General features: G+C 73.6%; 8 protein-coding genes. 6 read left to right on the top strand and 2 right to left on the bottom strand.

The window, feature by feature from the left end; all coding sequences use genetic code 11:
- Positions 1–141: 141 nt before the first annotated feature.
- On the top strand, positions 142–1,224 hold the full coding sequence (locus tag EDD39_RS06855; RefSeq protein ID WP_123554024.1) for an inositol-3-phosphate synthase: 1,083 nt from the start codon (positions 142–144) through the stop codon (positions 1,222–1,224).
- A 146-nt stretch (positions 1,225–1,370) separates the two neighbouring features.
- Here the strand turns inward: EDD39_RS06855 and EDD39_RS41945 are convergent, their stop codons facing one another.
- Positions 1,371–3,188, bottom strand: a complete 1,818-nt coding sequence (locus tag EDD39_RS41945; protein ID WP_123554022.1) for a peptidoglycan-binding protein — start codon at positions 3,186–3,188, stop codon at positions 1,371–1,373.
- Positions 3,189–3,351: 163 nt separating this feature from the next.
- Here EDD39_RS41945 and EDD39_RS06845 point away from each other — a divergent pair, with 163 nt between their 5' ends.
- Positions 3,352–4,644 (top strand): MFS transporter, encoded by a 1,293-nt coding sequence (locus EDD39_RS06845; RefSeq protein ID WP_123554020.1) that lies wholly within the window; start codon positions 3,352–3,354, stop codon positions 4,642–4,644.
- A gap of 65 nt (positions 4,645–4,709) precedes the next feature.
- Positions 4,710–5,420 carry an LppU/SCO3897 family protein gene (locus tag EDD39_RS41940; protein ID WP_123554018.1) on the top strand — a complete coding sequence of 237 codons (711 nt, stop codon included), beginning with the start codon at positions 4,710–4,712 and terminating at the stop codon, positions 5,418–5,420.
- Positions 5,421–5,426: 6 nt separating this feature from the next.
- Here the strand turns inward: EDD39_RS41940 and EDD39_RS06835 are convergent, their stop codons facing one another.
- Positions 5,427–6,863, bottom strand: coding sequence for a CCA tRNA nucleotidyltransferase (locus EDD39_RS06835; protein WP_123560178.1), 1,437 nt, complete (start codon positions 6,861–6,863; stop codon positions 5,427–5,429).
- Between the two features lie 264 nt (positions 6,864–7,127).
- Between EDD39_RS06835 and EDD39_RS06830 the strand changes: the two genes are divergently transcribed.
- From EDD39_RS06830 to EDD39_RS06820, 3 genes are all read left to right on the top strand, one after another.
- Positions 7,128–9,491, top strand: coding sequence for a DUF6049 family protein (locus tag EDD39_RS06830; protein ID WP_123554016.1), 2,364 nt, complete (start codon positions 7,128–7,130; stop codon positions 9,489–9,491).
- A gap of 51 nt (positions 9,492–9,542) precedes the next feature.
- Positions 9,543–11,945, top strand: a complete 2,403-nt coding sequence (gene murJ / locus EDD39_RS06825; RefSeq protein WP_244256624.1) for a murein biosynthesis integral membrane protein MurJ — start codon at positions 9,543–9,545, stop codon at positions 11,943–11,945.
- A gap of 287 nt (positions 11,946–12,232) precedes the next feature.
- The gene (locus EDD39_RS06820) at positions 12,233–14,365 is read left to right on the top strand and encodes a protein kinase family protein (protein ID WP_123554014.1); all 2,133 of its coding nucleotides are present in this window, start codon (positions 12,233–12,235) and stop codon (positions 14,363–14,365) included.
- The last annotated feature ends 114 nt before the right edge of the window (positions 14,366–14,479 follow it).

Below are 14,479 nucleotides of genomic sequence, written 5' to 3'. Positions count from 1 at the left end.
AGCGCTGCACCACCGCGCCGGCCCCGCCGCCCGCGGCGAGGCGCGGGCGCCCCGTGCGCCCGAACAGACAGTCAGAACAGATGTGGAACGAGGCTCCCGCCACAGCACGGCGGACCTCATGAGATTCAGGGAGCAACCGGAATGGGTTCGGTTCGCGTAGCCATCGTCGGCGTGGGCAACTGCGCCGCCTCGCTGGTGCAGGGTGTCGAGTACTACAAGGACGCCGACCCGGCCGGTAAGGTCCCCGGCCTGATGCACGTCCAGTTCGGCGACTACCACGTGAAGGACGTCGAGTTCGTCGCCGCCTTCGACGTGGACGCCAAGAAGGTCGGCTTCGACCTGGCCGACGCCATCGGCAACAGCGAGAACAACACCATCAAGATCTGCGACGTGCCGCCGACCGGCGTCACCGTGCAGCGCGGCCACACCCTCGACGGCCTCGGCAAGTACTACCGCGAGACCATCGAGGAGTCCGACGAGGCCCCGGCCGACGTCGTCCAGGTCCTGAAGGACCGCCAGGTCGACGTCCTGGTCTGCTACCTGCCGGTCGGCTCCGAGGCCGCCGCCAAGTTCTACGCCCAGTGCGCCATCGACGCCAAGGTCGCCTTCGTGAACGCCCTCCCGGTGTTCATCGCCGGCACCAAGGAGTGGGCCGACAAGTTCACCGAGGCCGGTGTCCCGATCGTCGGCGACGACATCAAGTCGCAGGTCGGCGCCACCATCACGCACCGCGTGATGGCGAAGCTCTTCGAGGACCGCGGTGTCGTCCTCGAGCGCACCATGCAGCTGAACGTCGGCGGCAACATGGACTTCAAGAACATGCTCGAGCGCGAGCGCCTGGAGTCCAAGAAGATCTCCAAGACCCAGGCCGTCACCTCGCAGATCCGCGACCGCGAGCTGGGCGCCAAGAACGTCCACATCGGCCCGTCCGACTACGTCGCGTGGCTCGACGACCGCAAGTGGGCGTACGTCCGCCTCGAGGGCCGCGCGTTCGGCGACGTCCCGCTGAACCTCGAGTACAAGCTCGAGGTCTGGGACTCCCCGAACTCGGCCGGTGTCATCATCGACGCCGTGCGCGCCGCGAAGATCGCCAAGGACCGCGGCATCGGCGGCCCGATCCTCTCCGCGTCCTCGTACTTCATGAAGTCCCCGCCGGTGCAGTACTTCGACGACGAGGCCAAGGAGAACGTCGAGAAGTTCATCCGCGGCGAGGTCGAGCGCTGAGCGCAGCGAAGCCTGCTCGCTGTCGGTGCTGAAGCGCCGAGCGCAGCGAAGCCTGCCCGCTGTCGGTGCTGAAGCGCCGAGCTGGGTTTCGACGTCGGAGGGCCGTCCCGTTTCGTGCGGGGCGGCCCTCCGGCGTTCGCGTGCGGTCAGGACCAGGCCGCGTTCCAGGTGGCCGGGCCGACGATGCCGTCCGCGCCGAGCCCGTGGCGCTGCTGGAAGGCGCGGCAGACCTGGGCGGAGGCCGGGCCGTACCAGCCGTCCGCGCTGATCGACCAGCCGCGGGCGGCCATCCGCCGCTGCCACATCAGGACGTCGTCCCCGTGCAGCATCGGCGACTGCACCTTCAGGTACCGGCCGGGCCAGCGCGGCGCCCCGGAGGACGGGGTGGTGGCCTGCGCCGAGGTGCGGGCCGCCGGGATGCCGCCGAGCGCGGGGTCGGCGGAGACCGTCCCCTCCGGGAAGGCCGGGACCCCGTAGCCGTACGGCGAGCCCGGGCCGCGCCGCGGACGGGACTTGAGGTAGACGCCGTCGCCCTCGGTGGAGCCGGTGTCGTTGGTGTTGTGGGTGGGGATGAAGTCATCGGTGACGAACAGCCGGGAGGGCGCCGACACCGCGATGCACTGCACCTCTTCGTCGCGCACGTACGCGACGGAGACGACCCGGCGGGCCCATGCGGCGTTCCGCGGGACGAAGCGCTCGGCCTTGCGGGGCGTCCTGAACGGGTTGAAGTGCGGCATGTCGACGTTCCGCACGCGGTGGGCGTCTTCGGCGGGGGTGCGGTTCGACTGCCGGGGCGAGGTGGAGCGCACGTTGCGCCCGGCGTTCACCGCGGCCCGGCCGCCGAGCGAGCGGACGAGTTCCTGAACGTCCCTGGCCAGGCGCTCGGAGGCCGAGGTGAACGCGATCCGTCCCCGGTCGTCGATCGTCCCGCCGGTATCCATCAGTCCTTGGAGGAGCGCCAGCCGGTCCTTGACACCGGCCCTGCGGTAACGGGCGGGCAGGAACCCGTGCGGGGCCGTGATGCCCGTCAGGCCGAGCGCCCGCAGCTCCTCGATCACCTGGTTCCCGCCCCGGCCTTCGGTCCCGACGATCCGCCAGGTCCCCTCCGCCGCACGCCCGTCGGCGATGTGCGGAACCAGCCGGTGACCGTCCGGAAGGGTCGAGCGCAGTCCGGCGAGGACGTCGGGGTCGGTGCTGGTGAAATGCGGTCCGCCGCTGCCGGTACCGCCGTCCCCGATGAGCAGCCCGAGCAGGTACGGGTCGATCGGGAGCGGCTCACCGGTCTGCTGGTACTCGACGGGCTCGAGAAGGGGCACGCGCACCCGGGAGCCCGGACGGGAGACCAGGGCGGCGAGTTCCAGGGTCGTGACCACCCTCGGGCGGGCCCGGCCGTCGATCCCGATCTGCCAGAGGTGCTCCTCGCACGCCTCGGCAACGGACCCGTCCTGGAGGGTGATCCGGTGCACGGGGCGGACGCCCTTGGGGTGGACGCCGGTGACCTGGGAGGGCCGGCCCTCCGGGTCCACGACGGGGTCTCCGACCCGCAGGTCGCCCATCCTCCGGTAGCCGGTGGGGGTGAGCACCCCGGCGTGCAGCGGGAGGGCGTTCCCCTCCACGGTCTGGATGGTGTCGGCGTCGTAGGCGACGACGACGCCGGTGTGGCTGCCGCCGTCGGGGCCGAGGTAGAAGGGGCCGCCGAGGACCGGGTAGTCGGTCCAGCGGTTGTGGTTGCGCCACCAGGCGACGGCCGTGAGGCAGGACGCCGTCATCGGCCAGAGCGCGTCCATGCCGGTCCGGTGGGCGGCCCAGGCTTCGAAGGTGGCGCACCAGGGCTGGCCGTCGGACCACTCCAGTCCGGGGGTCTCGGTGCTGTAGCGCTGTCGGTTGTTCCAGGTGCCGTCGGGGTCTCGGCCTTCGTGACGGCCGACCTGGCCGAGCAGTAGGGCGGTGAACTCGTCCCGCATGGGAGCCTCCCGTTGTCCGAGGTGGTTCTTCCCTCCCTGACTGCTCAACGAGCCTGCCGGCGGGGGGTCATCGGTTGTGCGGGAGCACGCGGGGGGCTTCCGGTCGCCGGAAGTTGCCGGATGTTTCACGTGGAACCGACCGGCCTCGTGGCACCCTTGGCGGGTGATCACCGAACGGCCCCCGCGGGAGGCCCCCCTGCTCGGGCTGTTGCGCGGCCGAGGTTTTCGGCAACTGCTGACGGTCCGACTGCTCTCCCAACTGTCGGACGGGGCGTTCCAGGCCTCGCTGGCCGCCTCGGTGGTCTTCTCCCCGGAGAAGCAGTCCTCCCCCGCCGACATCGCCGCGATCGCCGCGGCGACGCTGCTGCCGTTCTCGGTGGTCGGCCCGTTCGCCGGGGTGCTGCTGGACCGCTGGCGGCGCCGGCAGGTGCTGCTGATGGGCAACCTGCTCCGGGCCGGGCTCGGCCTGGCGACGGCCGCGCTGCTGCTGGGAGAGGCCCCGAAGTGGGTGTTCATCTCGGCGGCGCTGGTGGTGACGGCGGTCAACCGCTTCATCCTGGCGGGCCTCTCGGCCTCGCTGCCCCGGGTGGTGGCCCCCGCCGAACTGGTCACCGCCAACGCGGTGTCGCCGACCCTGGGCGCGGTCGCGGCGGCCGGCGGTGCGGGCGCCGGTTTCCTGGTGCACCTGGTGGTGCCGGCCGGCCCGCGCGCGGACGCGCTGATGGTCACGCTGTCCGCGCTGCTGTACCTGTCCGCCGCCCTGGCCGCCCAGCGGATCCCGGTCGACCGCCTGGGCCCGGACCAGTTGGACGGGCTCCCCCCGCTGCGCGAGGCGCTGACCGCCACCTGGTACGACCTGCTGGCCGGCCTGCGGCACCTGGTGCGGGACTGCCGCCCGGCGGTGCGCGCGCTGGCCGCGGCGACGCTGACCAAGTTCTGCTTCGGCGTGCTGACCGTCGTGGTGCTGATGCTCTCCCGGTACACCTTCAACAGCGCCTCGGACGAGACCGGCGGCCTGGCCAGTCTGGGCTGGGCGGTGGCGATGTCGGCGGCGGGCATGTTCCTGGCCGCGGTGATCAGCCCGTGGTGCACCCGGAAGCTCGGCCTGAACGGCTGGGTGACGACCTGTCTGGCCGGTTCCGCGGTGCTCGTCCCGGCGCTCGGCCTGACCTTCCGGGAGGCCCCGGCGATGGCTGCGGCGCTGCTGCTCGGCCTGACCACCCAGAGCACCAAGATCTGCGCCGACACCCTGGTGCAGAAGTCGGTGGAGGACGAGTACCGCGGCCGGGTGTTCGCCGTCTACGACGTCCTGGTGAACGTGGCGTTCGTCGCCGCGGCCGGCGTCACCGCGCTGGTCCTGCCGCTGGACGGCCGTTCGGCGGCGGTGATGCTGGGTCTGGCGGTGCTGTACGCGCTCGGGGCGCTGCTCTACTTCCGCGCCTCCCGCCGCCCCTGACGGGGGATCGGCCGCTAGGGTACGTGGGCGCACGGCAACCGCCACAGCCGCCACGGGGGGATCATATGAGCACACCGCAGCCGCCAGGGCCCTACGGGCAACCGGCCCCGTACGCCCAGCCCGGCCAGCAGCCGCCACCGCCGTACGGCGGCCCGTCCGGCTACGGCCAGCCCCAGCCCGCGTACGGCCAGCCCCAGCCCCCGGCCTACGGACAGCCGCCGGCCCCCGCCTACGGCCAACCGCCCGCCTCCGGGTACGCCCAGCCGCAGCCCGCGTACGGCCAGCCCCAGCCGCCGTACGGCCAGCAGCCCGGCTGGGGACAGCAGCCCCCGGCCTACGGCCAACCGCCCGCCGGGGACGGGCAGTTGCCCGCCTGGGGGCAGGAGCCGCAGCGGGCCCCGGCCAAGCCCGCCGGGCCGGTCACCACAGGCACCAAGATCCGCCGGATGGCGCTCGGCGTGGTGCTGCTCGGCATGGTGGTCGGCGGCCTCCTGGTGCTCGCCGCGGCGTTCGGCGCCGGCGACAAGGGCCCGGTCGCCGGGGACTGCCTGACCACCGGCCACAAGAAGGTGGCCTGCACCGCCGCGGACGCCCACTGGCGGGTGCAGTACCGCAAGACCGGCGGCATCCTCTCCTCGCTCAACTGCGGCCGGGACTACCCGGGGACGACCTCCTACGACAGCCAGTACCGGTCGAAGAAGAAGACCACCCGGTACCGGCTCTGCCTGAGCCCGCTGAACGCCGCCCCCGGCGCGGTCAACACCACCAAGCACTGAGCCCGGCTACGCCTCCGGCTGCTCCGCCCACCAGGCGCGCAGCGCGGCCACCGCCTCCTCGTGCGCCATCGGGCCGTGCTCCAGGCGCAGTTCGAGCAGGTGCTTGTAGGCCCGGCCGACCGCCGGGCCGGGGCGCAGGCCGAGCAGCTCCATGATCTCGTTGCCGTCCAGCGCGGGGCGGATCGCGTCCAGCTCCTCCTGCTCCTGGAGCGCGGTGATCCGCTCCTCCAGCGAGTCGTAGGTGCGGGCCAGCGCGGCGGCCTTGCGCTTGTTGCGGGTGGTGCAGTCGGAGCGGGTCAGCTTGTGCAGCCGGGACAGCAGCGGGCCGGCGTCGGTGACGTAGCGGCGCACCGCGGAATCGGTCCACTCGCCGCCGCCGTAGCCGTGGAAGCGCAGGTGCAGCTCGACCAGCTTGGCGACCTCGTTGACCAGCTCGTTGGAGTACTTGAGCTCGCGCATCCGCTTGCGGGTCATCTTGGCGCCGACCACCTCGTGGTGGTGGAACGAGACCCGGCCGTCGGACTCGAAGCGGCGGGTGCGCGGCTTGCCGATGTCGTGCAGCAGCGCGGCCAGCCGCAGCACCAGGTCGGGGCCCTCGGTCTCCAGCGCGATCGCCTGCTCCAGGACGGTCAGCGAGTGCTCGTAGACGTCCTTGTGCCGGTGGTGCTCGTCGCTCTCCAGGCGCAGCGCCGGGAGTTCGGGCAGCACGTGGTCGGCCAGGCCGGTGTCGACCAGCAGGCGCAGGCCCTTGACCGGGTGCTCGGCGAGCAGCAGCTTGTTCAGCTCGGCCTGGACGCGCTCGGCGGAGACGATGGTGATCCGCTCGGCCATCGCGGTCATCGCGGCGACCACCTCGGGCGCCGGTTCGAAGTCCAGCTGGGCGGCGAACCGGGCGGCGCGCATCATCCGCAGCGGGTCGTCGGAGAAGGACTCCTCGGGGGTGGCGGGGGTGCGCAGCACCCGGGCCTCCAGGTCGTCCAGGCCGCGGTGCGGGTCGACGAACTGCCGTCCGGGCAGGTCGACGGCCATCGCGTTGACGGTGAAGTCGCGGCGCACCAGGTCCTGCTCGATCGAGTCGCCGTAGCTGACCTCGGGCTTGCGCGAGCTGCGGTCGTACGCCTCGCTGCGGTAGGTGGTGATCTCGATCAGGAACGAGCCCTCGGCAGTGTCCTTGCGGGCGCCGACGGTGCCGAACGCGATGCCCACGTCCCAGACCGCGTCGGCCCAGCCCTTGACCAGCTTGAGGATCTGCTGCGGGCGGGCGTCGGTGGTGAAGTCGAGGTCGTTGCCGAGCCGGCCGAGCAGGGCGTCCCGGACCGACCCGCCGACCAGCGACAGCCGGTGGCCGGCCTCCTGGAAGCGGCGGGCGATCTCGTCGGCGACCGGGGAGACCCGCAGCAGCTCCTGCAGGCCGAGGGTCTGCGCCTCGGTCAGCCCCGGCAGGGCGACCCGGTCGGCGGAGCTGGAATGATTGGCGCTGGACGCATTGGCAGTGGACACGGCTCACAAGGGTACGTGCCCGGCCTGCTCCGCCGCCCTCCCGTTTCGCTCCCCCGGTCCGTCCGGCAGCTCCCGGGCCGCAGCACTGCGGACCGGACGGCGTCGTTACCATGCCGGGTGGACGCTCCCGGTGGGGGGACCGCACGGCCGGGTCGGCCGCGGCGGTGCGTGGAGTGATCGAGACGATCGGGAACGGCGAGGACGCGCGTGGACGAGCGGACCGGGCGGAACGCGGCAGTGGCGGCGCGTCGCGGACGGTGGACGGGCCGACTGGCCAGGGGCACCGCCGCGCTGCTGGCGGGCGGGCTGGCCGGTGCGCTCGGCGCCGCCCCGGCGGCGGCGGTACCGGGCCTGCTGCCGGCCGCGGCGGCCGAGTACCCGGCGACGGTCCGGATCGACGCCCTGTCGCAGCAGGTGGCCTCCGAGAACAGCACCGTCACCGTCACCGGCACGATCACCAACTCCGGCTCGGCGAGGTTCAAGTCGCCGACCATGAAGGTCCGCCAGCCGCAGGCCCGGCCGATGAAGACCCGCAGCGAGATCGAGATGGCGGAGTCCCGGACCACCCCGAGCACCCTGGACGGCATCTCGCTGGACAGCCCGGCCCAGCGGCTCCAGGACCTGGACCCGGGGCAGAGCGAGCCCTTCTCCCTGGCGGTCCCGGTCTCCGCGCTGAAGGTCGACGAGACCGGCACCTACGAGCTCGCGGTGGACGTCTGGAGCAGCACCGGCGACGAGAAGGCCCACCCGCTGGGCATCGCCCGGACCTTCCTGCCGTACCAGGGCCGGGAGCCCGCCCAGCCCTCGCAGCTGGCCGTGGTCTGGCCGCTCACCCACGCGCCGGTGCTGGTCGCCCAGACCATGGCGGACGCCGACCAGACGCCGGTGCTGCGCGACGACAGCCTGACCGCCGAGCTGACCGGCGACGGCCGGCTGAACCGGATGGTCGAGCTCGGCGCCGACCTGCCCGGGCTGACCTGGGCGATCGACCCGAACCTGCTGGACACCGTGTACGCGATGACCAAGCCGTACCGGGTGCAGAAGCCGGGCACCTCCGGTGAGTCCGCCGGCGAGGAGAACACCGTCCCCGGCACCGGCCGGGACGTGGCGACGGCCTGGCTGGCGAAGCTGCGCACGGCGCTGGCCAAGCCGGACACCGAGGTGCTGTCGCTGCCGTACGCGGACCCGGACCTGGCGTCGATCGCGCACAACGGCGCGGGGCTGACCGGCATGGACACCGCGCTGCGCAAGGCGGTGACGGCCGGTCAGATCACCACCGAGGCCCGGCTGTCGGTGGACGCCGAGTCGGACGTCGCCTGGCCGTACCAGGGGCTGCTGGACCAGCGCACCGCGGCGGTGGCGGGTGCGGCGGGCGGGCGGATCCTGCTGGTCGACGGCCGGTCGATGCCGGAGTCCGACAAGTTGTACTACACCCCGAACGCGGCCCGCCCGGTCGGCAACGGGCAGACCGCGGTGGTCTCCGACGCCGTGCTGGCCTCGCTGTTCCGGCCCGACCTGAACTCGGCGGGCGCCCGCACCCTGGCGGTGCAGCGCTTCCTCGGCGAGACCCTGACCATCGCCCACCAGGAGCCGGAGCACCCGCGCGGCCTGCTGGTGCTGCCGCCCCGCGCGCTGAGCGTCGGCAGCGCGCAGGCGCTGCACGACGCGGTGAAGGGCGCGGCCGGCAGCGGCTGGGTGGCGCCGACGGTGCTGCGGAAGGTCGCCGAGCAGAAGCCCGACCCGGCCGCGAACGCGTCCGTCCCGGAGGGGTACCCACGCGAGGCGACCGCCGACGAGCTGTCCGCCGAGGAACTGGCGGCCACCATGCAGCTCCAGGACGGCGTGGACCAGCTGATGATGATCCTCACCGAGCCGGAGCGGGTGCGCGGCCCGTTCAGCGCCGCGATGGTGCGCGCGATGTCCACCGAGTGGCGCGAGCAGCCGAAGACCGGCACCGAGTACCGGCGCGGGGTGCGCACCTACCTGGACAACCTCAAGTCCGCGGTCCGGGTGCCGAAGAAGACCGTGGTGACCCTGCCCGGCGACAACGCGACGCTGCTGGTCAGCGTGCGCAACGGGCTGACCCAGTCGGTCGGCAACCTGGAGCTGAAGATCACCTCGGCCCAGCCGAACCGGCTGCGGGTCGACTACCCGATCCAGCCCGTGGTGATGGACGCCGGCACCAGCCGCACCTTCCGCTTCCCCGCCGAGGCACAGGTCAACGGCCCGGTCCAGGTCACCGCGCAGCTGTGGACCACCGGCCCGGACGCCCGGCCCTACGGCGAGGCGGTCGTGTTCACCGTCGACGTCACCTCGGTGGCCAGCGGCGTGACGTACGTGATCGCCGGCGGCACCGTGCTGATGGTCCTCGCCGGCGTGCGGTTCTACCTGCAGCGCAAGAAGCGCCGGGCGGCCGGCGAGGTCGACGAGGACCCGGACCGCCCCGCCGACGGCTCCTCCGACGGCCCCGCGGGCGCGCCGGAGGGCGCCGAGCCGCCGTCCGACGCGGACCCCTCCTCCGCCGCGGGTGACACCGATCGGGTCGCCGGTGATGAGAAGGTGGATCACTAGGCCGCCCCACCCCCCGGGCGCCCATCCCCCTCTCTGACGTGGATTGGTGGCATGAACGAGCGGAGCGAGCGAGCAACCCAGGACCAGGGCGGAGGCCGACCCCAGGACCGCGCGGGCGGCCCCCGATCCGCCGCCCCCGCGGAGCCGGCCGCCGACTGGTACGTCGCCAACACCTACGCCCACGACCCGTACGCGCCCGAGGCGTTCGGGAGCGCGGACCCGTACGGCGCGATCGACCTGCCGGGCGCCGGGCCCGACGAGACCGACACCCCGGAGGGCTCGGCCGCGGTCCCCGGCCAGAGCGACCGCGCACCCGAGGCCGCCCTGCAGCTGACCGCCCCCGCCCCGCGCTGGGCGTCGATCGCCGCCGAGGTCGCGGCGGAGGCGGTCGCCGAGGTCCCCGCCGCCGCGGCGCCCGCGGAGGACACGGCGGCGCGGAGCGCGTCGGCGGACACCGACGGGAAGCCCTCCGGCGAACGCTGGAAGGTCACGCCCGCCGCCGAACCGGCCGACGCCTACGTCGGGGTGGACTCGCTGCTGTCGAAGCCCGCGGACGCGGAGGCCGAGGCGGACGCGGACGCGGGCGAGGACGAGGGCGGGGACGAGCGCCCCGAGGCGGCGGGCCCGCACCCGTACGTGCCGCCGATCGAGTTCGACCCGCCGCTCTCCGAGGAGGAGGCGGTGATGCGGGCCGACGCGGCCGTGCTGGAGGCGAACGCGGCCGCCGCCCCGGCCACGACCGCCGCCGCGGTGGACACCGGGACCGAGTCCGAGACCGGGCCCGACCGCGGCAGCACCGACGGCGGGGCGGGCCGGGTCGCCGGGCTGCTGAACTCCAGCGCCGTGATGGCCGCCGGCACCCTGGTCTCCCGGGGCACCGGCTTCCTGCGCACCATGGTGATCGCCGCCGCGATCGGCGTGGCCTCGATGGGCGACTCGTACAACGCCGCCAACACCCTGCCCACCCTGCTGTACATCCTGATCGGCGGCGGCGCGCTGAACGCGGTGTTCGTGCCGCAGTTGGTGCGCAGCATGAAGAACGACGAGGACGGCGGCACCGCCTACGCGAACCGGCTGCTCACCCTGGTGGTGACCGGCCTGGCGGGCGTGGTGTTCGTGGCGGTGCTGGCCGCGCCGGTGCTGGTGCAGCTGATCTCGCACGCGCTGATGCGCGACGCGGCGAGCGCCGACACCACGGTGGCGCTGGCCCGGTACTGCCTGCCGACCATCTTCTTCATGGGCGTGCACGTGGTGATGGGCCAGATCCTCAACGCGCGCGGCCGGTTCGGCGCGATGATGTGGACGCCGGTCCTGAACAACGTCGTGGTGATCTTCACCTTCGTGATGTACATCGCGGTGTACGGCACCTTCCAGCACAGCGAGGTCACCCCGCAGTCGATCTCCCCCGAGGGCGTCCGGCTGCTCGGCATCGGCACCATGCTGGGCCTGGCGGTGCAGGCGCTGTCGATGATCCCGTACCTGCGGGCGGCGGGCTTCTCGTTCCGGCCCCGGTTCGACTGGCGCGGCCACGGCCTGGGCAAGGCCGCCCGGCTCGCCAAGTGGACCTTCCTGTTCGTGCTGGCCAACCAGGCGGGTTTCCTGGTGGTCACCCAGCTGGCCACCGCCTCCGGCAAGGCCGCCGAGCAGGACGGCCACCTCGGCGTCGGCCTGGCCGCGTACTCCAACGCGCTGCTGATCTGGCAGCTGCCGATGGCCGTGGTCACCGTCTCGGTGATGAGCGCGGTGCTCCCCCGGCTCTCCCGGGCCGCCGCCGACCAGGACTCCGGCGCCGTCCGCGACGACCTCTCGTACGGCCTGCGCACCTCGGCGGTGGCGATCGTCCCGGCCGCGTTCCTGTTCCTGTCGCTGGGCCCGGTGATCGGCTCCTCGATCTACGGCCTGGGCAACGGCGGCGCGGTCGCCCACGGCACCACCGCGGTCGGCTACATGCTCTCCGCGTTCGCCCTCGGCCTGATCCCGTACTCGGTGCAGTACGTGCTGCTGCGCGGCTTCTACGCCTACGAGGACACCCGCACGCCGTTCTCCAACACCGTCTGGGTGGCGCTCACCCAGGCCGCCACCGCGGTGCTGTGCTGGCTGGTGCTGCCCGCGCAGTGGGCGGTCACCGGCATGGCGCTGGGCTACGGCCTGGCCTACGCGGTCGGCGTGTCCGTCGCGGTGCCGAAGCTGAAGGCGAAGATCGGCGGCCTGGACACCGCCCGGATCACCAAGACCTACGTCCGGCTGGCGATCGCCTCGCTGCCCGCCGCCGCCGTCGGCCTGGTCCTGGAGCTGCTGGCCCTGCAGGTGCTGGACGGCTGGATCGGCAGCGTACTGACCCTGCTGGTCGCGGCCGGCGCACAGCTCGCGGTCTTCCTGGTGCTGGCCCGGAAGATGCGGATCGAGGAGCTGAGCGCGCTCACCGGAATGGTCCGCAGGCGGCTCGGCCGCTGAACCGCCCGCGGGCCCCGGGTTGACGTGCCGTCAACCCGGGCGAGAACGGACCGCCGGATCCTCAGTACGCTTTCCCTGGGCCGGAGTCGGGGCACACCCCCGATTCCGGCCCATTCGTCTGCTGTTCCACCGGAAGTGGGCAATCGGGCAACCTCCCGCCACTCTCAGAGGTCGTACCTGACGTCCGGTAGTGGGCACAATTGACCCTGCACGGCCGACCGCTCCGGTACGGAGCCGTCGACCGTCCTGGGATTGACCGGGGCGACACAAGGGGAGGCAGGACCACGGTGGCTGACGGCACCAAGGCGATCGTCGACACGTCCGAGGCGGACGGGGCGGCGACCGAGGCCGCACCGACGGGCCCGGAGCGCGACGCCGACTCCGAGCGCGGGTCCGCGCCCGGCTCCGACCGCGAGTCCGACCGCGGCGGGGCCGCCAAGAGCCCGGCGAAGGGCTCCCCGAACGGCGCGGTCAAGGCCGCCGCCAACGGCTCGGCGAAGGCCGGCGGCAAGGGCGGCCCGAAGAACGGCAACCGGAGCAACGGCAGGGACAGCTCCAAGGCGGACCCGAAGACCACCCCGCTGCGCGCGGCCAACGCGAAGCCCGCCCCGCCCACCGGCACCGGCACCCCGGCCGCCGCCCCGGCCGCCCCGGCTGCCCCGACGCCCCCCGCGGCCGAGGCCACCGCCCCGCTCTCCGCCCAGGAGATCGACGCCGAGCTCACCGCCCAGGGCGCCCGCCCGGAACGCCCCTCCCGCAGCCGCGGGGTGCGCCGCCCGCTGCCGCCGGTCGAGCCGTCCGAGCCCGCCCCGCCCACCAGCACCGAGACCCTGGACGCCGACACCGCCACCCTGCCCACCGTGCTGCCCGCCCCGCAGCGGCGCAGCGGCGACAAGATCGGCGCCCGCTACCGGCTGGAGGAGTGCATCTCCGAGTCGGAGACCTTCACCAGCTGGCGCGCCGTCGACGAGAAGCTCCGCCGCGCCGTCGGCGTCCACCTGCTCGCGGCCGGCCACCGCCGCGCCAAGTCGGTCCTCACCGCGGCCCGCAGCGCCGCCCTGCTCGGCGACCCGCGCTTCGTCCAGGTGCTCGACGCGGTCCAGGAGGGCGAGCTGGTCTACGTCATCCGCGAGTGGCTGCCCGGCGCCCGGGACCTCGGCGAGCTGCTGGCGGGCGGTCCGATGGAGCCGTACGACGCGTACCAGATGGTCCGCCAGGTCACCGACGCGATCGCCGCCGCCCACGAGCGCGGCCAGGCGCACCTGCGGCTCACCCCCAAGTGCGTGCTGCGCACCGACGGCGGCCAGTACCGGATCAACGGCATCGCGGTGGACGCGGCGCTGCGCGGCCTGCCCGCCGAGGACGCCGAGCTGACCGACGTCCGGGCGATCGGCGCACTGCTGTACGCGGCGCTCACCCACCGCTGGCCCTACCCCGAGGACCGCTACGACCTCCAGGGCCTGCCCAAGGACCTCGGCTGCGTCCCGCCGGACCAGGTCCGGGCGGGCGTCCACAAGGGCCTCGCCGAGCTCGCCGCCCGGATCCTGTGCGACCAGCCCCCGCACCACAAGGAGCCGATCACCAGCCCCGCCGGGCTGGCCGCGGAGATCGCCCTGATGCCGAAGATCCGGCAGCCCGAGCAGCCCGCCCCGCCCGCGCTGCGCGCCCTGCCCGCCGCCCGGCCGCGCTACGCCGGCAACGCGCCAACCCAGGCCCTCCCCCGCGCCGAGGCCGCCCCCGCCCCCGGACCGGCGCCCGCTCCGGGACCGGCCCCCGCCCCGCGCCGCCGCGGGCTGCGCCGCCTGCTCAAGTGGACCGCCTCGCTGGTCGCGCTCTCCGCGGTGGCGGTCGGCTCCTGGCAGCTGGCGCAGTACGTCAACAACCGGGACAGCACCACCGGCAACCACAGCACCCCCGCGCCCGCCCCGACCGGCAGCGCGCCCGCCGTGACCGGCGAGAAGCTCACCATCTCCTCGCTCGCGCCGTTCAACGCGTTCGGCGACAACAAGGACGAGCACAGCAACGAGCTGGCGAACGCCACCGACAACAACCCCGCGACCGCCTGGACCACCCAGCGCTACAACGACCAGTTCGGCGGGTCCTACCGTCCCGGCACCGGCCTGCTGATCGACCTCGGCTCGGCCCGCCGGATCGACTCGGTGGACGTCCAGTTCATCGGCGACACCAAGGCCGAGCTGAAGGCCGCACCCACCGGCACCGCCACCGCCCCGTCCCCCGACGACGCCGGCTTCCGCAGCTTCGGCGCCTCGCTCGCGTCCGGCTCCGGCAGCAAGTTCACCCTGAAGCCCGGCAGTCCGGTCACCACCCGGTACCTGCTGCTCTGGCTGACCAACGTCCCGGTCAACGAGGACGGCGGCGGCTTCCGCGGCAAGGTCGCCGAGGTCCAGGTCAACGGCTAGAACCGGTCTCCGGATCCCGCCGGGCACCGATCACCCCTTGATCCGCTCCGGCGCATCCCCAACGATGTGACCCACGGCCGCCGGAGCGGACGGCCGAACCGCAAGGAGGGGGCG

This window comes from Kitasatospora cineracea, assembly GCF_003751605.1.
In the GTDB taxonomy this organism is placed as follows: Bacteria; Actinomycetota; Actinomycetes; order Streptomycetales; family Streptomycetaceae; genus Kitasatospora; species Kitasatospora cineracea.
This window is presented reverse-complemented; position numbering and strand designations above follow the sequence as displayed.

Excerpts from the sequence above, each read along its gene's own strand:
- EDD39_RS06855 (WP_123554024.1), top strand. The coding sequence starts at position 142 with ATGGGTTCGGTTCGCGTAGCCATCGTCGGCGTGGGCAACTGCGCCGCC.
- EDD39_RS41945 (WP_123554022.1), bottom strand. The coding sequence starts at position 3,188 with ATGCGGGACGAGTTCACCGCCCTACTGCTCGGCCAGGTCGGCCGTCAC.
- EDD39_RS41940 (WP_123554018.1), top strand. The coding sequence starts at position 4,710 with ATGAGCACACCGCAGCCGCCAGGGCCCTACGGGCAACCGGCCCCGTAC.
- murJ (WP_244256624.1), top strand. The coding sequence starts at position 9,543 with ATGAACGAGCGGAGCGAGCGAGCAACCCAGGACCAGGGCGGAGGCCGA.